The sequence below is a fragment of the Roseobacter litoralis Och 149 genome, from assembly GCF_000154785.2.
Lineage (GTDB): Bacteria > Pseudomonadota > Alphaproteobacteria > Rhodobacterales > Rhodobacteraceae > Roseobacter > Roseobacter litoralis.
Genome location: NC_015730.1, coordinates 945569 through 968458, shown reverse-complemented (window position 1 = coordinate 968458; position 22890 = coordinate 945569). Strand labels below are relative to the sequence as shown.

Genomic DNA, 22890 nt, shown 5'->3' with positions numbered 1-22890 from the left:
CTCCGGTCGCCCTTTCGGGGGCGGCCGGATTTCTTTCCAAGAAAGGCTCAGGCCAATGAAACTTGTGCATATCTCCGACATTCATTTGACCGTTCCCGGTGAACGCATGGGCGGCTTGAACCCCCACAGACGTTTCGCACAAGCGCTCGACGATGTGCGTACCCAACATCGCGATGCCGCGCGGATTATCATCACTGGCGATCTGACCCACTGGGGCGAATCTGCTGCCTATGCGACCCTGGTCGATGCGCTGACCGATCTGCCCTGTCCTGTACGTCTGCTGATCGGCAACCACGATGACCGCGCGGCCTTTCTTGCCGCCTTTCCCGACCATCCAAAGGACGCGGCGGGTTTCATCAATTACGCAGAAACGGTGGACGGCACGCGCCTGATCTACCTCGACACAACCGAGCCGGGCACCCACGCAGGCCATTTCTGCGCCGCGCGCCGCGACTGGCTTGAGGCAGAGCTAATGAACTGCGCCCGTGCGCGCCTGTTCGTGCACCACAACCCTATGGCCCTTGGCTTGCCTGCCGAAGATAAGATTGCTCTCGTGCCGGAAGATCGCGCATCTCTGGCGGAGCTTTTGAGTACCTATCGCGGCCGCATTGATTACATCCATTTCGGCCATGTCCATGCGCCGGTGCACGGGACGTGGTGCGGCATTTCCTTTGCCTCTGTCCGCTCTACCGGCAATCAATCCCTGCCGGACCTGACCGAGCAGGAGCTGCTGCAAGGTGCTCCAATGGCCCCGTCTTATGGGGTGATCCTTGCACAGGGCACAGATACCGTCATTCACGAAATCCCTTTCACTTGGGACGGACCGATTTTCAGTGCAGGAACCAAGTGGGACGATTGGGCCAAACCTGTGGCCGCAGAATGAAATTTATTCATCTTACCGACACCCATGTCATTGGCGAAGGGGAACTCTATGGCCAAGACCCCGCCGCGCGCCTGCGGGCCGCTGTCGCGTCTATCAATGCAGAACATAGCGATGCCGCCTTTGTCGCCCTGACCGGTGACATAACCCATTGGGGAGACACGGCGGCCTATGTGCGATTTTCGCGCGAAATCAAAGAGCTCGACATGCCCCTGCACCTAATTGTCGGCAATCACGACGACACTGCATCCTTTGGCGTCGCCTTCCCAGAGATTCCCCGCGACGAAAGCGGTTTTGTACAAAGCGGTTTTGAAACCCAGTTCGGGCGGTTTTTGTTGTTGGACACAAAAAACCCAGAAACCCATGCGGGCGCATATTGCCCCGCGCGCCAAGTCTGGTTGACTCGCGAACTGGACCAAACCAATGGCCCAGTTGTTCTGTTCATGCACCACCCACCGTTTAAGACAGGCATAGCATCTATGGACCGGATTATGTTGCAGGATGCCGAGGCGTTCTATGATATCGTCGCCCCCCACAAGGCGCGCATCCGGCATCTGTTCTTCGGTCATGTGCATCGCGCCATTTTTGGCAATTGGCGGGGCATCAGCTATTCCTGCATGCGCGGCCTAAACCATCAGGTCGCTTTGGAGCTGAATGGGGCCGCCGATCGAATTGCTGCGAATTTCGAACCTCCGGCCTACGGTGTGGTGACGTTGAGCGACGATCAGGTCACGGTTCATTTTCACGATTTTAGCGATGGATCGGATCGGTTCTTTTTGTAAATCTACTCCAAGGTCCTCGCACTGCGCATCGCCCAAAGGCCTAAATGCTTTGAAGGAATTTACACATGATCGCCTATATTACTGTTGGTGCGGATGACATCGCACGCGCAAAACAATTTTATTCTGCGTTTCTCCCAGCCCTTGGTTACAGCCAAGAGGAATATCATGGGGACCTGAGCTATATTCCGCCTTCAGAACCGGGCACCCCTCCTGTTGCACCAGACTTCTACGTCAAATCACCCTTCAATGGATGTCCAGCATCGGGTGGGAACGGAGCCATGGTCGCATTTGACGTCGGTAGTCAAAGCCAAGTGCGTAATCTTCACGCCGCTGCCCTTGCCGCTGGAGGTTCTGACGACGGCCAACCGGGGTTCCGCGCTTCGTATGGCTCTCACTTCTACGTTGGTTATCTCCGCGACCCTCACGGTAACAAAATCGCGTTGTTTTCGAACGACCCAAGCGAACCCGGACGAGACGGATAGAAGAGGCATCGCGGCCATTCGAGCGGAATGCAGCATACGGTGAATTTGGCTCCTTACCGCCGCCAGATCGGGTGAAGCATGTTTATGTTAAGAGGGCGACCCCTCCAGCAAGGACAGTTTATGAAGATGGTTTACCTCCTTTAGCGAATACCAGAACGAGAAGTGCTGAGACGACGAGCCCCAAGGCGATGGCGACCGATCCCGTTATTTGACCCTCCTTCAAACAAAAAGACAGAATGGTTGCTGTGAAGGGACCGAGCCCAAGAAACGCAGTCACGTGACCGGTCGGGATGCACGACAGCGCATAGAGCCAGCACCAGAACCCGGCACCGCTCGACAAACCGATACCGAGAACGAGGAAAGCCGTGGCGTGTGTCCAACCAGCTGTGGTCAGACCTTGTGTTTCAAACGCTGCGATTGCGCCGAGCGGAACGAGTGACGCGAGCATCGCAAGAAGGCTGACTTGAACGCCGCCATACCTTCGAACGTAGGGACGCAGATATACTGAACAGACCGCGCCCGTCATGATCTCCACGAGGGCTGCAAAAAGACCAAAGAATTCAAACGAGCCAATCGTTGTTACAAACAAATCTGTCCCGAGCAGTACAGCAATGCCAAGCACAGACAGCAAGATCGCCAATAGCTCCGCTGTGCCGATAAGCCTGTGAAACAGCACCCGCTCGCAGGTCAGCGTGACAAGAGGCAATGTCGCAAAGATGAACGACACCCGTGCAGAGAACGCGAGAAGGACTGCAAGGTTTAGCATGGCGATCAGCAGTCCGAATTGCCCGACGCCGATAACAGAGATCGGCAATGCATCACCGCGCGAGATACGTGGTTCGCGGGCGGCAACCCAGAACGGGGTGAGCACGATGCTAGCGATCAGATATCGCCAGAACCCCAATCCGGCTGCTCCGGTTGCGTCTACAACCGCCTCACTTGCCACAAGGGCGTCACCCACCTGTATGCCCGTGAATGAGGCCGCGAGATAGGGAAGCAAACGCGTCGCTATACTCCGCGTCCACGTACAAACTCCTGCTCAATCACTTGCATGCCCCATTGCGTGCCGGGGGTCTGATGCGCGAGCGTGAACCCGTGTTTTTCGTAAAGGTGGCGCGCGGCGTCCAGTCCTTTGAAGGTCCATAGCCGCGTGCGATCAAAGCCGTGATCGTCGACGAATGCAGTAGCCTTGCGCAGAAGCATATTTCCGATGCCCATTCCATGCGCAATGGGGCTAACAATGAACCACCGCAAGTGGCTGGCACCATCGGTCAAATCCTCGCCATCAAGGGAGATAGACCCAAGAAGCCTATCGCCAGAATAGGCGGAAAACGTCGTGTTTACTGGATTGTCGATCCGCCCCATGAACTCTGACATTTCCGTTGCAACTTTGCGCTCAAAAACAGAGCCAAATCCACAATGCTGCGCATAAAAGGTCGCATGTAGATGCGCCACGGATGATATGACCCCCGAGCGGTAGCCTTCAAAAATGTCGACTTTTGGTGGAGATACGCATGCGCCGCTTAGCGATTTTGCAAACAGGGCAAGGCCAGTCTCAATCGTTGCTATTTGCGCTGACGGCAAATCTTCAAGTGCAGACCGAAGTTGGAGCCTCCCAAACGCTTCGACTTCGCCGAGCAAACGTTTGCCCTCCTCCGTCAAAGACAAATCGCGTGCCCGCTTATCACTCGGATCAGGGCCAGCTTGAATGAGGCCGTCCTTCTTCAGCTTTTGAACCAGGCGGCTCACACTGGATTTTTCCAGATGTAAAAGGTCGCCAAGATCGCTGGCATTCTTCACTGTGCCGTATCCTAGCTCGATAATTGCATGGACCGCAGAAGGAGACAGATCAGTACCCGCCAGTCCACGTTGCATGAAGCCGAGTTCACGTACGATATGTCGCGCTGCAGCGCGCATTTTGTCTATGCGGGGAACTAAGATTCTCTCATCCATGGTTGTATTGTACAACTATTTTTTTGAAATCGTCCATCCATTAACAACGTGTGGAATGATGCAGCATCGTGGTAGTTTGGGCTGAGGGTGTGTGAAAACTCTGGATGTTGTATGCTTCTCGTCAAGAATAGGAGGCGTGCATGTCGGGATATATCGAAGGTGCAGATCGAAGTCAGATGACGCTTTTTCCGGACCGGCTGGAAGACTGGATCGACGAGGACAATGCGGTTCGCGTGATTGACCTCTTTGTGGAGGAGATCGACCTTGAGGCGATCGGTTTCCTGTGGACGGCGCCGGCGCGGACAGGGCGGCCCGGCTATTACCCATCTGTCCTGCTTAAGCTGTTTATCTACGGCTATCTGAACCGCGTGCCCTCCAGCCGCGCGCTGGAGCGGGAGGCTGGTCGCAATGTTGAGGTGATGTGGCTGACGCGGCGATTGGTCCCGGACCACAAGACACTCGCTGATTTTCGCCGCGATAACGGTCCCGCCATTCGGCGAACTTGTGCACAGTTCGTCGAACTCTGTCGCCGGATCGGGGTGCTGAAGGGGGATTGTGTTGCCATCGACGGCTCCAAATTCAAGGCGGACAATAATCGAGACAAGAACTTTACCAAGGGCAAGATCGCGAGCCGCACCACCCATCTGATTGCGAGTATCGAGCGCTACCTCGATGAAATGGTCCGGATCGACCGTCAGGAAGAGGGTGAGGTCCGGGCCGAGAAGGTCGCCAATCTGGCACAACGCTGCGCGCGTATCCGGCAGGAGATCGAACGCTTGGTGGACATCGGCCAGGCGCTCAGGGAAAGCCCGGACAGTCAGATATCCCTGACGGATCCGGATGCCCGCTCCATGGCCACCAGCGCCAAGGGCAGCGGTTTTGTTGGCTACAACGCCCAGTCCGCGGTGGATACCGAGACCCATCTGATTGTCACACATGACGTGATCAATGCCGGGCACGACATCAATGCCGGGCACGACCGTGAACAACTGTCGCCGATAGCCAAGGCGGCAAAGGCCGCTCTCAGACGTGACGAAATGAGCGCGGTGGCTCCCTCTCGGGATATTGCTTCGCAATACCCTGCCGGGCAGTGGACAAGGGCTACTTCAGCGGCCGCGAAATCCTGGCCTGTCACGAGGATGGCATCACCCCGACCCTCCCCCGGCCCGAGACTTCGGGCAATCGCAAGAAGGGCATGTATGTGAAGGCCGACTTTGCCTATGACGCGGATGCGGATCTTTACCGATGCCCGGCAGGTGAGACGCTGACTTACCGCTATACGACCGAAGAAGGCGGCTTGATCGTGCGACGCTACTGGACCAACGTCTGTCAGACCTGCCCGGTCAAGGCGCGCTGCACCACCGGAAAAGAGCGCCGGATCACACGTTGGGAACACGAACATCTGGTCGACGAGATGCGCGACCGCATGAGCAGCGAACCCACATTGATGAAACTGCGTCGCTCAACGGTCGAGCACCCATTCGGCACGATCAAAGCGTGGATGGGGGCGGCGCACTTCCGGATGCGCACGCTCAAGAATGTCCGCACCGAGATGGCATTCCATGTCCTCGCCTACAACATCAAGCGCATGATTAACCTAATCGGTGTACGTGGGCTTCTGGCCGCCATTCCGGCCTGATGGGCGGCGCTCAGCTCAAATCGTATCGCAGCAAACGTCACAAGTGCGCAGATTCAGCCCTCTCCGGAGCAAAAGGCGCAAAAGTGGCCCAAAATCAGGATACCTCCACAAAATCGGTTGAAACGTCCTCATCGTCGAGAAACCAAGCGAGTTTCCACACACCCTCAGCCGGGAGCGGTCATCTGATGAGGCGCGGCATCTGTTCAATATTGGCTTCGGTTGGCGACAAGGACGGCCCATTGCGGACCTTGAACGACTGGTCAAGATGCTGCAGTCGCAGCCCGTAATGCCGACATTCGCCGCAAAAGCAAAACTTGATGCGGGCCGAACTCACACAACGCGGAGAGGCTGTGTGGAAACTCTGTTGATTGTGGTGTCGGCGTGAGCGTTCGGTGTTTTTTTGGGCATTTTGGCTCGGCATCGTCATTTCCACTACTTAGATGGGTTGAGAAGGCGGCTGAGGCAATCTCCGGCTCACCCCGGCGTTCTCGAGGCTAATTTCAAGCCGAACGATACCCCTTACGCCTTCATCGCCGCGATCATTGCCGGGATGCCCATCAAGTTCATGACGCGGGTCATGTTGTAGGCGAGCACATGCAGCGACATCTCGGTGGCGACATTTTTCAACCGTCTCATCTTGAAGTGTGTCGCCCCCATCCAAGATTTGATCGTGCCGTAAGGATGCTCGACGGTCATGCTGCGGACGGCCAGTTGGGCTGGGTCTGCGTCCAACCTTTCTTGCACCCGCTCAAGCACATCCTCTTTCTCCCATCGACGCACGCGCCGTTCCTTGCTGGCCGTGCATTTGTCCTTGATGACGCAATCGGCGCAGGCTCCCGACCAATATGATCTGATAGCTTTGCCGTCTTGCTGGCCGGTAAATCTGTAGGTCAGCTGCTTGCCTGCCGGGCAGACATAGACATCCTTGTCGCTGTCATATGTGAAGTCAGCCTTGTCAAACTGACCGCGCGCAGCGGCGTTCGATGTCATTGGTTTGGGAACGACAACCGAGATACCAGCCTCTTCGCTGGCAACAATTTCCTCGCTCTTGTAATAACCTTTATCCGCGATTGCTGTGAGCTGATCTGTCGTCATGACATCGTTTGCTGCCGCGGCCATCATCGACAAGGCATCCCGGTCGAACCCAAGCATTGTTACTTGATGCGCAACGATCAGGTGGTGATTGGCTTCGACGACCGTTTGAACATTGTAACCGACAATGCGGGGCATCCGGGCCGTTGTTGCCATGGATCGGGCATCAGGATCACTAAGTGAGACTCGGGTTTCGCCGGTCTCATCCATGCGCTGCTCGATTGATCTGTAGCGCACCGCCTCCTTTTGCAGATGCTCCAGCTTGCGTAGAGTGCGCTCCATGCGGGCCTCTGGCAGCACCGTGCCGGTCTGTTCAAACACTTCGTCGGCGCGATCCAACTCACCCAAATAGCGCTCGATTGCCTTGTCAATCTCACCCAACTTCTGGCGCAGCTTACCGCGCGTGTAATTCTTGGCCTTGGAGTTCAGCGCCTTGAACCGACTACCGTCAATGGCAACCACATCCCCATCGAGCAGGTTCATGTTGCGGCAGAGCGCGACAAACTGCTGGCACACCTTGCGGATCGCGGGGCCGTTATCTTTCCGAAAGTCTGCAATCGTCTTGAAGTCCGGCTTCAACCGACCCGTCAGCCAGACAAGTTCCAGATTGCGACCGCACTCGCGCTCCAGGCGACGCGATGACTGGATCTGGTTCAAATACCCGTAGAGATAAATCCGAAGCAACAAGCCAGGATGATAGCCAGGCCGTCCAGTTGCCGCTGGCATCGCATTGAAGCCCAGCACCGCAAGATCAAGCAGGTCTATAAAGGCATCAATGGCGCGGACAGGACTGTTCTCATCAACATAATCGTCCAGACATTCGGGCAGCAACATCCTCTGCTGCCGGTCCAGACCCTCGATAAATTGCGTCATCAACAACCTCCGTATCGAATACGAAAATTATACCATCAGTCCGGTCAAAATGGGGGAGTTTTCACACAGCCTCTCCGCACAGCGGACTTGTGCAGGTGCAGCTACTGCTCACGCAGCATTTCTTCGCAGTTGCAGCAGATCTTATGCTGCGATGCAGCCGAAGTCGCGGAAGCGGCCATTCAGTGATACCGACGTCAGTGGACTTCAGACTGGACCTGTCGCGGATACTGCCTATGGATCGGCGGAGAACCTCGCGTGGCTGACAAAGAAGCGTGGCATCATTCCGTTTATCCCTCTGGCCCATTGCCCGGCAGTGCATGTTTACATGCATGAGAGGGGACAAGTCGGAGCGCAAGGATGGCACATTCTCTCGCTCCGACTTCGAGTGGGACGAAGACAACGACCGCTATTCCTGCCCTGAAGGCCAGCACCTGTTGCAGTCCCGCCGGAACTATTCTGACCCGCGCAGGAAAGAGCCAAGAACCGGGCGGCGCAGATACCGCGCCACCAAAGCTATATGCGATGCGTGCCCCTCAAAACCAAAATGCTGTCCAAACACAAATACGCGCTTTATCGGTCGTGAGGAACATGAGGACGCGCGTGACTTTGCCCGACTGGCTGCCAAGTCTCCCTTCAACCCCAAAGCCCAGGCCAAACGCAAAAAGGTCGAGATGCTCTTCGCCCACCTCAAACGCATTCTCGGCCTGGGGCGGCTCCGGCTTCGAGGCCCCTGCGGTGTACAGGACGAATTTACACTCGCAGCAATCGCCCAGAACCTCCGAAAACTTGCAAAACTAAGGCCCAAGACCGTCGAAACAAGGATCGCGATATGATCTGAACCACCAAAACGACAGAACAACAAGCCGCCCAGTACAACGGGCGGAACAATAAGCCCGGGACCAACGCCGCGAGGCGGCCAACCCCCCAAATCACGGCGACTTCTTCAACAAAATCAGCTCTTAGCGGACCTCGGATGCACCGCAGCATCTCATGATATGGTGAGCTGTCAACGTCGGGTTGTCGTTGTGGGAGAGTATGGCGGATCGGAGGATCCGTCATGGAAACACCAAACCTACCAGCCATTCGCGCACTTCGTCCGGCATGGAGCAAAGGCTGCATCTTCGGCCAAGGGCGACCATTGAAACCAAAGAACGTTTGGGCGATCCGAGTTCGCCTTGAGTTGGCTGAGAACCATCGAGACCTCGCTCTCTTCAACATGGCAATCGACAGCAAATTGCGCGGTTGCGATCTGGTGGAGATGAAGTGGTCGACGTAATGGCGTCCCGACAGATCAAAGAACGAGCATCGGTACTGCAAAGCAAAAAGCAGCAACCTGTGCGCTTTGAGATATCGGAAGGCACTCGAGCCTCAGTCGAGAAGTGGATGAAAGACGAACTCATGGTCGGCTCTGAATATCTTTGGCCTGGCCGCTTCCATGAGCGCCTGCACATATTAACGCGCCAATACGCCCGGATTGTCCGTGACCGGGTTACCTCGATCGGCCTCGCGGCAACTGCCTATGGCACGCATTCGATGAGAAGGACCAAGGTCACGCAAATCTATAAGAAGACGGGCAACCTGCGCGCGGTCCAGCTTTTACTAGGACATACCAAGATGGACAGCACAGTTCGATATCTCGGCGTTGAACTCGAGGATGCCTTAGCGATTGCTGAAGCCATTGAAATTTAATGCAGTTGGGTCGCCTACATGGGCAGCCCATTCCCGCCATTCATCTCGTCGAACGCCGCTGCAGTGCAGCCTCACCAATCCAGTAGTTCGCTGCTCCAGCGAGGTCGATGCGCAGCCCTGGGGCGGCAATCGGGACGAAGTCGACCGTACTGATATCATGGCCAACGTCCGCTTTCCGCCAGTATGATCGGGACAACATTTCCGAGGTCTAAGATGCTGACCCTCCGTTTTCATGTCCGATGCGTCTGGCTTTGCTGTTAAATTTATAGATATGCGGCCGGACTGACATAATTTATGGATGATCTATGACATTTGATCAGATCAAGACATTCCTCTGGGTGGCGCGGTTGGGAGGCTTTCGCAAGGCGGCAGATCGGCTGAACCTATCGCAGCCCGCTGTCTCGACAAGAATTGCAAATCTGGAGCAAGAACTGCGGGTGCCCCTCTTTGAACGTGGTCGGGGTGACCTTGTCCTGACAAAGCACGGCACGCTCTTGCTCTCTTACGCCGAGCAGATGTTGTTTGTCGAAGAAGAGATCAAGCAACGCGTTGCCAACCCGTCCGAGGCAGAAGGCCTATTTCGCGTTGGTGCTTCCGAGACCATTGCACAGGCTTGGTTGCCAGATTTCCTCAAAGCTTTCAGTGAGCAATATCCGCGTGTAAACGTTGATCTTACAGTCGACATTTCCCTGAACTTGCGCGCTGAACTTCTTGAAAGAAAACTCGATCTTGCGCTGTTGATGGGGCCAGTGTCGGAGTTTTCTGTTGAAAACGTTACCCTGCCTTCATTTGATTTGCACTGGTACCGCTCGACCACAAACCCGCAGACCGACCTGACCAAAATTCCGGTCATTTCCTATTCAAGCAAGACCCGACCTTACCGCGAACTGATGTCCGAACTCTCGCGGCGGATTGGGCCAAAGATGCGCGTTTATGCGTCAGCGTCATTGTCGGCCAGTTTGAAGATGATTGCAGCGGGAATCGCCGTTGGCCCCTATCCAAGGGCCTTGGCCAATGATTTTCTTGAGGCAGGGCAAATCGTCGAATTTAATCCGGGATTTCGCCAGCAGTCCCTGTCGTTCACCGCGTCATATCTGTCAGAGCCACGCAGCTTTCTCGTTGAAAATAGCGCACAAATTGCGTGCAGTGTTGCAGACACATGGGATCGGACCCAACCGAAATGAATTCACTAAATCTATCAAGAGTGATATAAATTGATAATTTGATTGAACGAAACGACCGTGTGATGCTCTTCGCACAGCGGGGGAGTTTCGCATGGTGCAAAGATCAGTTTCACATTCCGACCTCGTTGCCTGTTCTGCAAGCGAAGTCAGATCGGCCATTCGCAGCGGGTCATATAAAGGGCACACGGCGGGGCTTGCTGTGGGAAAGCTGCAATGCAACCTTGCAATTTTACCCGAGAAATACGCGTTGGATTTCCTGCGGTTCTGCCAGCGCAACCCCAAGCCATGCCCCATCGTGGGCGTGGGCGATAGCAGTGATCCAACCTTGCCGACTCTGGGCCATGACATTGATATCCGCACGGATGTCTCGAAGTACCGTGTGTTTCGCAATGGTACGCTGAGCGACGAAGTGACGGACATCAGTGATGTTTGGACTGACGACCTTGTCACTGTTGCGCTGGGATGCTCGTTTACATTTGAAAATGCACTGCTGCGCACTGGCATTCCGGTGCGTCATGTGGAGAAGGGCCTGAACGTTCCCATGTTCCGGTCCAACATCGACCTTGTTCCTGCGGGGCGGTTCGGCGGCCATATGGTCGTGACAATGCGCCCGATACCGCAAGCGCAGGTCGACCAGGCCCGCGAGATCAGCCGCCGCTTTCCCCAAGCGCATGGAGCACCGATTGCAGTGGGCGATCCTGCCCAGATTGGCATCCCCGATCTGGCCCGCCCTGATTGGGGTGATGCGGTCGAAATCAAAGCTGGCGAAGTCCCCGTCTATTGGGCCTGCGGCGTGACGCCGCAAAACGTCCTTTTGGATGCGGGTCTGCCGATCTGCATCACACATTCGCCCGGTCACATGCTGATCGCTGATGTGGCGGAGGACGCTGAAACAACAATCCTGACAAGAAACTGAACCAACACAACGTGGAGATAACAATATGAAAAAGACACTCACAATTCTGGCCGCAACCACGGCTCTGGCCGCACCCGCATTTGCCGAGAACCTGTCCGTTGTCGGCAGCTGGTCCAGCCTGCCGCTGCACAACAGCTATGAAGCCCCGTTCTGGAGCACGACTTTGCCAGCAGCGGGTGATTTCAAAGTCGAGTTGACCACCCACAACCAGATGAGCCTCGGTCTGGGCGATATTTATCCTCTCTTGGGCCAGGGCGTTTATGACGTTGCCATGACTGTGGCCGATTACGCTGTCTCTGACGCGCCAGAGCTGGAAGGCCTTGATGTGCCACTGATCGCGCTCACCGCCGATGAAGCCCGCGCCATGGTCGACGCTGCGCGCCCCATGGTGTCCGATATCTACCGCGACCGTTTCAACAGCCACGTTCTGGCCATCGCACCCTACCCGCCACAGGTTGTTTTCTGTAACGCCGAGATCGCAAGCCTTGCCGATCTGGAAGGGCTCAAAGTTCGTGCCTCTGGCCGCATGACCGCCAAGCTGCTCGAAGCGTTGGGCGCTGAGGGCGTGAACGTGTCCTTCTCCGAAGTGCCGGGTGCTTTACAAAAAGGTGTGGTTGATTGTGCTGTGACCGGTGCTGGTTCGGGCTATTCCGCTGGTTGGTGGGAAGTCTCCTCTCACCTGCTGCCGATCCCGCTGGGGGGCTGGGACCCTGTTGTGACGGCGATCAACCTCGACAAGTGGAACGGCATGTCCGCGGAGAACCAGACGCTTCTCACCGATCAGATCAAGACCGGCTTTGAAGACCTCGCATGGGCCAGCGCCCAAGATGCACTTGTCAATGACATTGCATGTCTGACGGGCAACGGCGCGTGCCCGTCAGGCGATGCCCGCTCCATGACGCTTGTGGAGGTCAGCGACGAAGATTTCACACGCGCCCGTGACATCCTCACATCCGAAGTATTGCCCGAGTGGGCGGAGCGCGCAGGGGGTGACTGGCCCGCACGCTGGAACGACAGCGTAGGCAAAGTTGTCGGCGTCGACATCGAGTAAGCAAGAACCAAAGGGCGGGCCGGACATGGAACTCAAGATGATAGATACCCTGCGCAGGCTGAACAAAGGGGTTGCCCTTTGTGTCGGCGCGGGGCTGCTGATTTGCGCGGCTTTCGTGCTGACCGATATCATCATGCGCCGGTTCGGCACGTCCCTTGGCGGCACTGAAGAGATCGCGGGCTACGCTATGGCGCTCGCGACCTCATGGGGCATGGCGTATACTCTGCTTGAGATGGGCCACGTCCGCATCGATATTCTGCGCAGCCGCGCTGACAGCTTTAAACGCGCGCTCTTTGACGTCTTTTCCATGACCATCATGACGGGGGTCATCATCACCATCGCGGTCAAGGCGTGGCCAGTGTTGGAGCGATCGATCAAGAACGGCTCCACCGCAAATACACCGCTTGAGACACCTCTGGTCTGGGTTCACCTGCCGTGGTTCGCAGGCTGGGTCTGGTTCGCACTTATGTCCACCATTGTGACCCTCTGCGCGCTGAGTTTGCTGTTTAAGCGCCGCCATGAGGATACCGAAAAATTCATCGGCGCATTTGCAGAGCAGGACACATCGAAATGATCGGCTATGTCTCCATCGGCCTTCTTGGCCTGCTTGCCCTCTCAATCCCTGTCGGGATCGTATTGTTCTTGTTGGGCTTTGGCATTGATGCGTTCTTCTCAAGCTTCCCGCTCACGAAAGGCCTTGGGAACATGGTCTGGTCAGCGTCTAATTCCGCAACGCTCATCGCGATCCCGTTCTTTGTACTGCTGGGCGAGATTCTTGTGCGCAGCGGTGTTGCCACGCGCACCTATGCAGCTTTGGATCGTTGGGTCAGCTGGCTGCCTGGCGGGCTGGTACACGCCAATATCGCTACGGCGACGATGTTTTCCGCCACCTCAGGATCATCGGTTGCCACGGCGGCCACTGTAGCTACAGTTGCCATGCCACAGGCCGAAAAGCTGGGCTATGACCCCAAGCTCTTTTCGGGTGCCATTGCCGCAGGCGGCACGCTGGGCATAATGATCCCGCCATCAATCAATCTCATTGTCTACGGCTTTCTTACCCAATCCTCGATCCCCCAACTTTTCCTTGCAGGCCTCATACCTGGCCTTGCACTGGCACTGATGTTCATGCTGGTCACAGTCATCATCTGCATGATCCGGCCAGATCTGGGTGGCTTGCGCCGCACATTTCCGTTTCCACAAATGCTGCGCGCGCTGATAGATCTGGTGCCGATCCTGCTGTTGTTTGGCATGATCGTCGGCTCCATCTATGCGGGCTGGGCCACCCCGACCGAAGCTGCCGCCGTCGGTGTCGCTGGTGCCTTTGTCATCGCACTCGCCTTTGGCGGGGTGTCATGGGACATGCTGACACAAAGCCTTACAGGAACGGTCAAGATCACCTCCATGATCATGCTGATTGTTATTGGCGCGTCCTTCCTGAACTTCACGCTGGCCTCCGCAGGGTTGGGCCGCGAATTGACCGCCTTTATGGACGGGCTTGGCCTGTCGCCGCTAGCCTTCATCCTTGTGGTGGTCGTGCTCTACATCGTGCTGGGCTTTTTCATCGAAACCCTTTCACTCATGGTTGTCACGATCCCGATTATTGTGCCGATGGTTTTGGTCCAAGGGTATGATGTGATCTGGTTTGGCATCCTGATGATCGTCCTTATCGAAATGGCGCTGATCACACCTCCTGTCGGCCTCAACCTCTATGTGGTTCAGGGCGCGCGCAAGTCAGGCAGCCTCAATGAGGTCATGTTGGGCGCGCTGCCCTATTGCCTGACCATGCTGTTGATGGCGGTTCTTTTGATCGCCTTCCCGAGCATTGCGCTCTTCCTGCCAAACGCGCTTCAGTAAGGATTGAGAATGATGCAGATCAACCTCAACTCCGATCTTGGCGAAGGTTTTGGACCGTAGAGCATGGGCGATGGTGGCGAAATGCTCTCCATCGTGAGCTTGGCCAATATCGCATGTGGTGGCCATGCAGGGGGAATGGGCAAACTTGGTGGTCAGGCGGCCATCCTTGCGACGGTCAGCCTGCCGTCAAGCAGAACAGCGACGCGATGCGCTCCGTGCGGGGACCATCGTATGCGCCACCGTTTGCCCTTTTGAGCGTTTCCGATGTCATGGACGCACCCCTCTGCGCGGGATGACGAGACTGCGCGCCAGTTTCGATATCGCTGGCCATAATTTGCGAGCGCGTCAAAGTTGCCGGAAAGTTAGGAATTGAGTTGTTTGCATCGCGCTATAACACGTCTGGCCGCTTCTCGCTGGTCTGTTGTTTCCAAGCACAAATGATCGCAGTCAACCTCAAGAACCTTTAATATTGTGGCGGCTGTCATCACTTTGCCATGCCAAAGACACCACAACATCTAGGTGCCGCTTCTGGTATTCCGGACGACATCGAATATGTGCACCGTCCAGGAAAACGGTCAGTGGAGAAGATGTGGCGCTGGCGTTTTTGTCCCCATGCCCTTCGTCGGCGGCTTCAAGCTTTTCGGCAATGCGTCCCAACCGATTTCGGACTGTCGTGTTTGACTGAGGCGCGCACGGCAGAAAAATCACGAGCAACCGGGCCGCCTCTCGAAACGAGTGCCGCGGTCCCAACTCAGCCTGACGGCGCAGTAGTTCGGGTGTCGCGCGATCCGGAAACATCGCGTTGATTGGCGAAAGTGGAGCGACTGTCGTGGCCACCGCGTCTGATTTACAGGCACACTATCGTAGCCGCGGCGCTTTCACCCGAAACCGGCCGTATAGTGTGCCGCAAGTACAGCCTCGATCATTGTGGATCACAAGCCGCTTTCGGCAGTTATCGCAAATTCGACCTGCCGCCAACGCTTCGTAGATCTGATTGTGAAGGAGCATTTCGTGAAAGTGCGACAACAAATTCTCGGCTTCATTAAGCCGCAAACCCAAGCTTTCGGTTTCTAGGATGTCAGGTGCACGGCAAAGACGCTCGATACTGCGCCTCTTTGTTTCCCACCCTTAAATGTCGTTTCGACAAAAATTCGCACATCCATGGTCGACCCCGCCTCGCTCCAAAAGCTTCACGCTAACACGGCGCCAACCAAGCTTTGCCCACTCCCCGTTGATTTCAATAGAAAATTTATAACCGGATTCTGATAGGCGGGTTACAATGACAGCTGGTTTGAGAACAAGGGTTGAGCAACAACCCCGACGCCCGGTCGGTAGTCTGCGACTGGTGGCTGTAGGACCAGTTTAGACGGCGTCTTTATAGTTCTCGGCGAGGGTCATCAATGCGCTGGCTTTTGACGACGCGGCGTCGGCCAGCTGTCGACGCACCGCTGAGCTATAGCTAGCTCAAACGAAGCTTCGTGCAGGGCGTACCAATAACCCATTCCGATCGTGATTTGGACATAAATGCCTATCAGAATCCATGTGCCCAAAACGGTCTTTTTTTTGCAACGGCAGGCAGCATGCCGAAACCTGTGGAAAACCTTGTGCGACAAACCCGTGGCAAAACTAGCTTTGATTTTGCACGTTTCTGGCCGTGCTCTTGAGAGCGGACGTTAGAGAACAGCGTAGCACCAGCTTATTTCTGGCTATGGGTGGCGGCACGAACAGCCCAAAGTCGCCCATCGATATGGGCTCGGTCGCTGCGGTGTGGCCTCGCGAAGGCTGTAAATTGTCGAGAGCGCAGAAATCTGGGACGCCGATGACCGCATTGCAGCGCGAAGTGAGCATTCGCTGCGGAAAAGCTAAACAGACGGTTACTTACTACTCTCAAACAACTCCTACTTGGTTTCTTTAGATTTCAGTAGTGCAGGTTACCAAAAAGCGTATAAGTCAAACTTCGGTTAAACTATTAATAATAGGAAAGAATTTTTACATGAGTATTGCGATTAAAGTATTGGCTGCATCGGTCCTTGTTTCCGGGCTGGCAGCGCAGGCAGGCGCGGTTACGGTATCCTCGTTTACAGGAACATACGACGAAGCCACCGGGGTTGAGGCTACTGGTGATTACGACAAAATCGGATCAAATCTCGGAGCGCCTAATGAGGTCGGTGATTTTCAGCTGGTTGCTGGAACAAACATATTCTCAGGCTCCATCAGTACGCCGAGTGACTCAGGGGACGTTTTCAATGTCGTAATTGGAGCCAATCAGACTCTTGTGGGCGCTACTCTGACTTTTGGCGACAATGTTGACGCTTTTAACCCGTACTTTGGGTTTCCGTCGCCTACATGGGGTCTTTATGAATCGTCCATTACGCCAACTATTTTTGAATACAAGGTGCCAAATTCGAACGACACGACGTCTTCGTTCAGTTCCACACAGACCTTCGTGCGCGGGCCTGGCACATACAACATGGTTTTTGCAAACGGTACTTTTGGCACGAATAATGGTGCTGTAGATTATACGATGACCTTCTCCGTCAACGAAACTATTATCCCTCCAGCGGTTCCACTACCCGCCGGATTTCCGCTGCTGTTTGCCGGAATCGCTGTTTTAGCGGGCCTGAAACGTCGCCGGTGAAGTTGCCTCAAACGTAAATTGATGATCGCGGACAAGACAAACTGCCAAAATTCTGTTTTGGCAGTTTGTTTCTATCGGGCAGGCGCAACTTTGCGGACCCAGTATGCGCCCGCATGGGTTTCTGGGAAGGGCGTGCCAAAAGCTGCAGTGCCGCCGTGACTGCCGACCATCAGGTGCCGGGTCATATCCAGCTCTTTGATTTCGAGCGAAAATCGCGCTCAGGTCGCCGTTTCGCCTTAGTGGCTCATGTCACCGGTCAGGATGACAAAGGCCGCATAGCTGAGTTCTGCAATGGATAACTGCCAGGCGACGGCGCAAGTCATAGATGACTTTGCCTAGCTTATGGTGTCGGGAACTCACCATCTGCGGGACGGAACTGCTTTTCGCCAATCGCAATTCGACGGCTGGAATGGCATGTGTAGCTGACCTCTAAGTCTGGCCAGGTAATCCCCCCATTTTTAATGGGGGTCAGCCGTAGAATTCAGGCGGCTGTTTTCAGTTTCATGGCGGGTGTGATGCCACCAATGCCCATGTTGGGTCGCTCGTTGTTATAAGTCCAGAGCCATTCAGTCGCTTGCTCTTGTGCCTCCTCGATGGTTTCAAAGATATATTGCCCCAGCCATTCGCCACGAACGGTGCGGTTGTAGCTTTCAATGAAGCCGTTCTGCTGGGGCTTTCCAGGCGCGATGTAGTGCCAATCGATGCCTGTATCCTGAACCCACTTGAGGATCGCCATGCTGGTGAACTCAGTGCCGTAACACCTTCGGAATAACGCTGATTGAGAGGCTGTGATTGCCTGCGCAGCCGTCAAATAGCGCAGCAGGTGGTCATAGCCGGGTCTCAGGTCCCTACAGTGGTTTTGCACAAACCACACCGCAAAGGAGACCGACTATGACCGAGATGACTATTGCACAAGATACACCTGTTTTGGTTGCCATCGACATTGCCAAAGCGCGGCATGAAGTTTTGATTGCTGTTCCAGATAAGAAACGCCGACGCCGTTTAACCGTCTTGAACAGCCTTGCCGACTTTAACCGCCTCGTCACCGCGTTGAAGGAATACGGACGTCCAGTTCGTGTAGCCTTTGAGGCGACCGGTAATTATCACCGGGTCTTGGCGTACCATCTGGCAACCGCAGGCTTTGAGGTAAAGCTCGTGTCGTCGGTTGCTTTGGCGCGTACGCGGGAAGCACTCAACAACAGCTGGGACAAGAACGATCCCAAGGACGCGCAAGTCATCCTGCATATGATGGAGATCGGGAACGAGCAGTTTTACCATGACCCACTAGTGCAGGGCACGAACGACATTCAAGAGCTGTCCAAAACCCATGATATCGTCTCCAAGTCAAAGACCGAGCTTTGGCACCGCGTGCTGACACATTATTTGCCGTTGTACTTTCCCGAAGCTGACCGCTTTCATCGCAGCTCGCGCAGTGATTGGTTCTTTGCATTCCTTGAACGCTATCCATCGCCGCACATTATCACCGCCATGGGCAAGGACGCATTCACCACTGACGCTTGGGATGTTGTGGGGCGCAAGGTCGCGAAAGAGCGTTTGCCTGGAGATATTTACGAGACAGCCAAGTCTTCTGTAGGATTGCCGGCTGCCCCAGATTCTGATGCTATCAGTATGTTCCGCTTGGTTCTTGGAGAAGGTCGCAGTCTCATAGCGCAACGCAATCAAATCGAAGCTCGCGCCGTCGCGCTTCTCAAAGATCTGCCTGATTATCAGTTGCTGACATCAATACCTGGGATCGGCCCGATAAACGCCCTGACCATCCTCGCAGAAGCTGGCGACTTGCGCCGCTTTGGACACCACCGGCAATTTCTGAAGTTCTGCGGTATGGACCTGGCAACCATCCAGTCCGGCACATTCCGTGGCCAAACCAAGCTGTCAAAATACGGGAATGCCCGCTTGCGCCGCACCCTGTGGATGGCGGGCCAGGTTGCCATTCTCCAACGTACCAACAGCTTCCGTGACAAGTTCGAGCGCTACATCGCCAAGGACCGACAAAACACCCATTTGCGCCGAAAGGCATATACCGCAATCGCTGCGAAGATGGCCCGTACTGTTCACGGGATCATCAAACATGGCGAACCCTATCGCCCCTTCTTTGAGGGGTGATTGATCACAGAAGGACCTTTCTCTGTAAGGGCCGTGGAGGCAGACAACTGACCTCGTAGATAATGTTCAGGCCTTCTGTGTTAGCGACCCGATGATCTCGTCTTAAGGACGGTGAGAGCCGCAAAAGCGTACTCTGTGTTTGTTATGGGAGAGACTGTCGTTGACCAAAAAGCCGAACTGAGGCATTTTCTGAACGTGTCGAAGCACCTCGATACGACAATGACCTGATGCCAAATCAACCAGTTTTTCCGCGCATAGGACGTTGTCGACACGAATTACTTGCGGCTGACCACGCCATTCGATGATCTGGTTCAAGCTGCGCACGACCCGTTCTGCGGGCAGCGAGAAGCCCACCTCAATGGCCAGGCCTTCGCGATTGAAGTCATCCAAAACGTTCAACGTCCTGATCGACCGACCATCCGCAAGCTGATCCGCCATGAAGTCCATGGACCATGTCTCATTTGGCCGCTTAGGCACCGCCAGTGGTTCTGGTTTGTCTCGCTTCAAGCGTTTCTTAGGTTTGATACGCAGGTTCAGCTCCAACTCGCAGTAGATCCGATAGACGCGCTTATGGTTCCACCCATAGCCCTGAACGTTGCGCAGATACAAAAAGCACAGGCCGAAGCCCCAGTTCCGTTTGTTGGCCGTCAAGCGTTCAAGCCAATCCGCGATCTCTTCGTTCTCGTCACTCAGTTCGGGACTATATCTGTAGCAGGTCTCGCTGATCTCGAACGCACGGCACGCGAGCGCGATACTGACGCCGTTCTGCGCGACCGCCTTCATGGCCATCTCTCGCCTTCGAGACGGCCTCAGCGCTTTTTTCGAAGCGCCTCCTTCAGCAAGTCGTTCTGCATGCTCATCTCTGCGTACATGCCCTTCAGACGGCGGTTCTCTTCGGCTATATCCTTCATCTCGGATATCATCGACGCATCCATGCCGCCAAACTTGGCCCGCCATTTATAGAAACTGGCGCTGCTCATTCCATGCTTGCGGCACAGCTCAGAAACCGGCACACCGCCCTCTGCCTGCTTCGACACCGCCATAATCTGCGCGTCGCTATATCGTCCGTTCTTCATCGTGAATCTCCTCAGATATCTTGCCGAGAAAATTCTACTTTTGAACACCACTAATTTTAGGGGGGATTACCGTCATATCCCTTCTCAGGTGGGTGTTCGTATTCTGATAGTTTGCTCAGAATAGTTTTGATATCGGATGCGCAGAGAAGCATGTCGCGGTACTGCGCCGACAAGAATCCTTGTGCCACCATCTGATCTATCATCGTGAGGAGCGGATCGAAGAACCCAACCACGTTGAGAAGCGCAATCGGCTTTCTATGATAGCCGATCTGGCCCCATGTCCATTGTTCAAAAAACTCCTCCATCGTGCCCGTTCCGCCCGGCAGCACAATGAAGGCGTCTGCCATTGTGGCCATTTTTGCTTTCCGTTCGTGCATATCTGAAACGATAATCAACTGCGTCAAATGGGGATGCGCGATCTCTTTGTCGACCAGAGCCCTCGGCATTACGCCGGTGACCTGCCCACCGTGACTGAGGCACCCATCGGCGACCGCACCCATCAGGCCGACCCGGCCACCACCGTAAACAAGGGAAAGCTGTTGATGTCCAAGGTGCGCGCCAAGCGATCCGGCCTGCGAGGCGAAGACATCCCCGACACCTGACGCGGACCCGCAAAACACGCCGACCGAATTGATCGAACAGCCCATCAGATCAACCCCGCCAATTTTGCAAAGGGATCTCGTGAGGAATCCTTGTGCCATTCATATTCGGTGCCCAAGGCTACTTTTTCCGCTGCGGCCATTCCATAAAGGTCGGCAATCACGGCAAGGGACATATCCATCCCAGCGGAGACACCAGAGGATGTGAAGAATTTACCATCTTCGACCCATCGCGCCTCTTTGACCCAATCCACATTCGGGGCAAGAGGGACGGTATCGTTAAAGTCGATTTTGTTCGTCGTTGCTTTGCGACCGTCAAGAACCCCGGTCATTCCCAGCAACACAGTTCCCGTACAGACGGCCATGACACGTTCGGCGTTTGCGGATGCCTCTCTTATCCACTGCATCAGTGCTTGATCCTTGGCTGCCTCCAATGCGGAATCGCCACCTGGAATAAACAGCAGGTCGTAGTCGTTTTTCTCAGCGATCGTTTTATCCACAACGATGCGCTGACCATGGACGCTTGGCACGGCTTCGCGTCCCTGCGCGACCGTGATGATCTCAATCCCTTGTGCCGCCCCCCCCAACATTTCCATCGGACCAAAATAATCGAGCGTTTCAAAGCCCGGAAACACGAGCGCGGCCATTGTTCTCATTTTAAATACTCCTTGTTGCAAGAGATGGATAACCCGGGCGCTCTATGGCATGAATGACAACATGCCCCCTTTTTGCGCCAAAATGCCAAAGACGTCGCCCGACCAGAAAACGGTGATCTTCATCGTTTATCCCGGTATCGTCTTGCTCGATCTTGTAGGACCCTTGCAGGTCTTCACGCACGCCTATCCAGAAGGCGGCGAGAACCCAGCCTACAGGACCCACATCGTGTCCTTGGATGGCGGCCCGATCGCGACGAACACGATTGTCGGCATCGACAGCGCGCCGCTGTCCATGGTGTTGGGCGAAATGGGTGATGCTGGCCCGGACACCCTTGTGATTGTTGGCGGCAATGGTGCCGAGGTTGCCGCGCATGATGAGGGGCTGGTGCAGGCTGTCGCGACGCTCTCCACACGCGCGAGGCGCACCTGTTCGGTCTGTTGCGGTGCTTTCGTGCTCGCAGCGGCCGGTCTGCTCGATGGTCGGCGTGCGGTGACCCATTGGGAGGATTGCGACCTTTTGGCCACCCGTTACCCAAAGGTGAAGGTTGAGGTTGATCCCATCTATATCAAAGAGGGGTCGATCTGGACATCAGCAGGGATCACAGCAGGGATCGATATGGCCCTTGCCATTGTTCAGGAAGACCTTGGAAAAGGCCCTGCATTGCGGCTCGCGCGGTCCCTTGTGACGCCAATGATCCGGTCGGCAGGACAATCACAGTTCAGCGCGGATCTGGCGCGCCAAACACAGGATGCCAAAGGGGAGTTCGCTGCGTTACATGAATGGCTGCGCGAGAATTTGGCACATGTGACCAGCGTTTCGGACATGGCGGACCGCTGTGGAATGAGTGGGCGAAGTTTTTCTCGCCGATATGCAACAAGCGTTGGCCTGCCCCCGGCTAAGTCGCTGGAACGCATGCGGGTCGATGCCGCTCGGAATTTACTTATTGAAAGCGACCGCAATATGAAGGCTGTCGCATTGGCCTGCGGCTTTCGTGATCAAGAAAAGATGCGGCGGGCGTTTCACCGGCATCTGCACACCTCGCCATCAAGTTATCAAGCATTGTTTGGCGAAAGCTGACGTCCGTGCACGGTGCAGCATGAGTGACAAGGGTTCTTTGCGCTTATCGGATGCGAAGAGGCATCTGTTCAATCGCGGCTCTGGTTGGTGGTAGGAACGGTCCAGAGAGGTATGAAGTCGGCCACAAGGCTCATGAATAAACACGAAGAACGTCAAGACATAACCGACTGATTTTCGACGACCAGACTGAGAACATAGCCATGTTTGGGAATGATGGCTTGCCGCTATGTTGCCAAAGAGAATGCCGCCGTCGTAGCCCGTCGATTTGGCCAGCAAGTAATCATACTTTGGATTACTTGGCTTTCCCGGCGAATTCTGCATCGG

The 22890-nt window shown here is 55.3% G+C and carries 16 protein-coding genes and 7 pseudogenes; 15 read left to right on the top strand and 8 right to left on the bottom strand.

Translation table 11 applies throughout. From position 1 onward, the window contains the following. Positions 1–55: 55 nt before the first annotated feature. The 3 genes from RLO149_RS04430 (at position 56) to RLO149_RS23065 (ending at position 2144) form a co-directional block, all read left to right on the top strand. The gene (locus RLO149_RS04430) at positions 56–883 is read left to right on the top strand and encodes a phosphodiesterase (protein WP_013960873.1); all 828 of its coding nucleotides are present in this window, start codon (positions 56–58) and stop codon (positions 881–883) included. Further along, on the top strand, positions 880–1662 hold the full coding sequence (locus RLO149_RS04425; RefSeq protein WP_013960872.1) for a phosphodiesterase: 783 nt from the start codon (positions 880–882) through the stop codon (positions 1660–1662). Before RLO149_RS04430 ends, RLO149_RS04425 begins: the two co-directional genes overlap by 4 nt. 65 nt (positions 1663–1727) lie before the next feature. Continuing rightward, complete coding sequence (locus RLO149_RS23065) at positions 1728–2144, top strand: VOC family protein (protein ID WP_013960871.1); 417 nt, start codon at positions 1728–1730, stop codon at positions 2142–2144. 118 nt (positions 2145–2262) lie between these two features. Here RLO149_RS23065 and RLO149_RS04420 read toward each other — a convergent pair whose 3' ends face one another. Both RLO149_RS04420 and RLO149_RS04415 read right to left on the bottom strand, forming a co-directional pair. Beyond that, a complete protein-coding gene (locus RLO149_RS04420; RefSeq protein WP_245538123.1) occupies positions 2263–3105 on the bottom strand; it encodes a DMT family transporter in 843 nt (280 codons plus the stop codon). 47 nt (positions 3106–3152) lie between these two features. Next, positions 3153–4097: a helix-turn-helix domain-containing GNAT family N-acetyltransferase gene (locus RLO149_RS04415; protein ID WP_044025199.1), complete on the bottom strand. Its 945-nt coding sequence runs from the start codon at positions 4095–4097 to the stop codon at positions 3153–3155. Positions 4098–4237: 140 nt separating this feature from the next. Here RLO149_RS04415 and RLO149_RS04410 point away from each other — a divergent pair. Then, positions 4238–5736: pseudogene (locus tag RLO149_RS04410) on the top strand (IS1182 family transposase). 519 nt (positions 5737–6255) lie between these two features. Here the strand turns inward: RLO149_RS04410 and RLO149_RS04400 are convergent. Then, a complete protein-coding gene (locus RLO149_RS04400) occupies positions 6256–7701 on the bottom strand; it encodes an IS1182 family transposase (protein ID WP_013960868.1) in 1446 nt (481 codons plus the stop codon). Positions 7702–7918: 217 nt separating this feature from the next. Here RLO149_RS04400 and RLO149_RS23060 point away from each other — a divergent pair. The 8 genes and pseudogenes from RLO149_RS23060 to RLO149_RS24465 form a co-directional block, all read left to right on the top strand. Next, positions 7919–8534, top strand: a pseudogene (locus RLO149_RS23060) (transposase); the annotation flags it as partial. Between the two features lie 224 nt (positions 8535–8758). Next, positions 8759–9390: pseudogene (locus RLO149_RS04385) on the top strand (tyrosine-type recombinase/integrase). A 305-nt stretch (positions 9391–9695) separates the two neighbouring features. Further along, entirely contained in the window at positions 9696–10574 is an 879-nt protein-coding gene (locus RLO149_RS04380) for a LysR family transcriptional regulator (RefSeq protein ID WP_013960867.1), read from the top strand. Positions 10575–10665: 91 nt separating this feature from the next. Continuing rightward, a complete protein-coding gene (locus tag RLO149_RS04375; protein WP_013960866.1) occupies positions 10666–11490 on the top strand; it encodes a putative hydro-lyase in 825 nt (274 codons plus the stop codon). Between the two features lie 25 nt (positions 11491–11515). Next, the gene (locus RLO149_RS04370) at positions 11516–12541 is read left to right on the top strand and encodes a TRAP transporter substrate-binding protein (protein WP_013960865.1); all 1026 of its coding nucleotides are present in this window, start codon (positions 11516–11518) and stop codon (positions 12539–12541) included. Between the two features lie 25 nt (positions 12542–12566). Beyond that, positions 12567–13115, top strand: a complete 549-nt coding sequence (locus RLO149_RS04365) for a TRAP transporter small permease subunit (protein WP_013960864.1) — start codon at positions 12567–12569, stop codon at positions 13113–13115. Then, entirely contained in the window at positions 13112–14395 is a 1284-nt protein-coding gene (locus RLO149_RS04360) for a TRAP transporter large permease (protein ID WP_013960863.1), read from the top strand. Before RLO149_RS04365 ends, RLO149_RS04360 begins: the two co-directional genes overlap by 4 nt. A 63-nt stretch (positions 14396–14458) precedes the next feature. Further along, positions 14459–14524, top strand: a pseudogene (locus RLO149_RS24465) (LamB/YcsF family protein); the annotation flags it as partial. Positions 14525–14547: 23 nt separating this feature from the next. On the opposite strand, the pseudogene RLO149_RS23055 reads toward RLO149_RS24465, so the two are convergent. Further along, positions 14548–15558 (bottom strand): annotated as a pseudogene (locus tag RLO149_RS23055) (ISKra4 family transposase). A gap of 830 nt (positions 15559–16388) precedes the next feature. Here RLO149_RS23055 and RLO149_RS04350 point away from each other — a divergent pair. Next, a complete protein-coding gene (locus tag RLO149_RS04350; protein ID WP_013960858.1) occupies positions 16389–17033 on the top strand; it encodes a VPLPA-CTERM sorting domain-containing protein in 645 nt (214 codons plus the stop codon). A gap of 481 nt (positions 17034–17514) precedes the next feature. Here RLO149_RS04350 and RLO149_RS04345 read toward each other — a convergent pair. Continuing rightward, positions 17515–17730: pseudogene (locus RLO149_RS04345) on the bottom strand (integrase core domain-containing protein); the annotation flags it as partial. 194 nt (positions 17731–17924) lie between these two features. Between RLO149_RS04345 and RLO149_RS04340 the strand changes: the two are divergent. Next, complete coding sequence (locus tag RLO149_RS04340; protein ID WP_013960856.1) at positions 17925–19157, top strand: IS110 family RNA-guided transposase; 1233 nt, start codon at positions 17925–17927, stop codon at positions 19155–19157. Positions 19158–19418: 261 nt separating this feature from the next. Here RLO149_RS04340 and RLO149_RS04335 read toward each other — a convergent pair. The 3 genes and pseudogenes from RLO149_RS04335 to RLO149_RS04320 form a co-directional block, all read right to left on the bottom strand. Next, a pseudogene (locus RLO149_RS04335) lies at positions 19419–20233 on the bottom strand (IS3 family transposase); the annotation flags it as partial. A 56-nt stretch (positions 20234–20289) separates the two neighbouring features. Further along, positions 20290–20880, bottom strand: a complete 591-nt coding sequence (locus tag RLO149_RS04325) for an LOG family protein (protein WP_013960854.1) — start codon at positions 20878–20880, stop codon at positions 20290–20292. Continuing rightward, positions 20880–21488: a DJ-1/PfpI family protein gene (locus RLO149_RS04320; RefSeq protein WP_013960853.1), complete on the bottom strand. Its 609-nt coding sequence runs from the start codon at positions 21486–21488 to the stop codon at positions 20880–20882. The genes RLO149_RS04325 and RLO149_RS04320 overlap by 1 nt, the downstream gene beginning before the upstream one ends. A 61-nt stretch (positions 21489–21549) precedes the next feature. Between RLO149_RS04320 and RLO149_RS04315 the strand changes: the two genes are divergently transcribed. Continuing rightward, positions 21550–22566, top strand: a complete 1017-nt coding sequence (locus RLO149_RS04315; protein WP_044025533.1) for a GlxA family transcriptional regulator — start codon at positions 21550–21552, stop codon at positions 22564–22566. Positions 22567–22890: the final 324 nt, after the last annotated feature.

Excerpts from the sequence above, each read along its gene's own strand:
- RLO149_RS04430 (WP_013960873.1), top strand. The coding sequence starts at position 56 with ATGAAACTTGTGCATATCTCCGACATTCATTTGACCGTTCCCGGTGAA.
- RLO149_RS04425 (WP_013960872.1), top strand. The coding sequence starts at position 880 with ATGAAATTTATTCATCTTACCGACACCCATGTCATTGGCGAAGGGGAA.
- RLO149_RS23065 (WP_013960871.1), top strand. The coding sequence starts at position 1,728 with ATGATCGCCTATATTACTGTTGGTGCGGATGACATCGCACGCGCAAAA.
- RLO149_RS04415 (WP_044025199.1), bottom strand. The coding sequence starts at position 4,097 with ATGGATGAGAGAATCTTAGTTCCCCGCATAGACAAAATGCGCGCTGCA.
- RLO149_RS04400 (WP_013960868.1), bottom strand. The coding sequence starts at position 7,701 with ATGACGCAATTTATCGAGGGTCTGGACCGGCAGCAGAGGATGTTGCTG.
- RLO149_RS04380 (WP_013960867.1), top strand. The coding sequence starts at position 9,696 with ATGACATTTGATCAGATCAAGACATTCCTCTGGGTGGCGCGGTTGGGA.
- RLO149_RS04375 (WP_013960866.1), top strand. The coding sequence starts at position 10,666 with ATGGTGCAAAGATCAGTTTCACATTCCGACCTCGTTGCCTGTTCTGCA.
- RLO149_RS04370 (WP_013960865.1), top strand. The coding sequence starts at position 11,516 with ATGAAAAAGACACTCACAATTCTGGCCGCAACCACGGCTCTGGCCGCA.
- RLO149_RS04365 (WP_013960864.1), top strand. The coding sequence starts at position 12,567 with ATGGAACTCAAGATGATAGATACCCTGCGCAGGCTGAACAAAGGGGTT.
- RLO149_RS04360 (WP_013960863.1), top strand. The coding sequence starts at position 13,112 with ATGATCGGCTATGTCTCCATCGGCCTTCTTGGCCTGCTTGCCCTCTCA.
- RLO149_RS04350 (WP_013960858.1), top strand. The coding sequence starts at position 16,389 with ATGAGTATTGCGATTAAAGTATTGGCTGCATCGGTCCTTGTTTCCGGG.
- RLO149_RS04340 (WP_013960856.1), top strand. The coding sequence starts at position 17,925 with ATGACCGAGATGACTATTGCACAAGATACACCTGTTTTGGTTGCCATC.
- RLO149_RS04325 (WP_013960854.1), bottom strand. The coding sequence starts at position 20,880 with ATGGGCTGTTCGATCAATTCGGTCGGCGTGTTTTGCGGGTCCGCGTCA.
- RLO149_RS04320 (WP_013960853.1), bottom strand. The coding sequence starts at position 21,488 with ATGAGAACAATGGCCGCGCTCGTGTTTCCGGGCTTTGAAACGCTCGAT.
- RLO149_RS04315 (WP_044025533.1), top strand. The coding sequence starts at position 21,550 with ATGCCCCCTTTTTGCGCCAAAATGCCAAAGACGTCGCCCGACCAGAAA.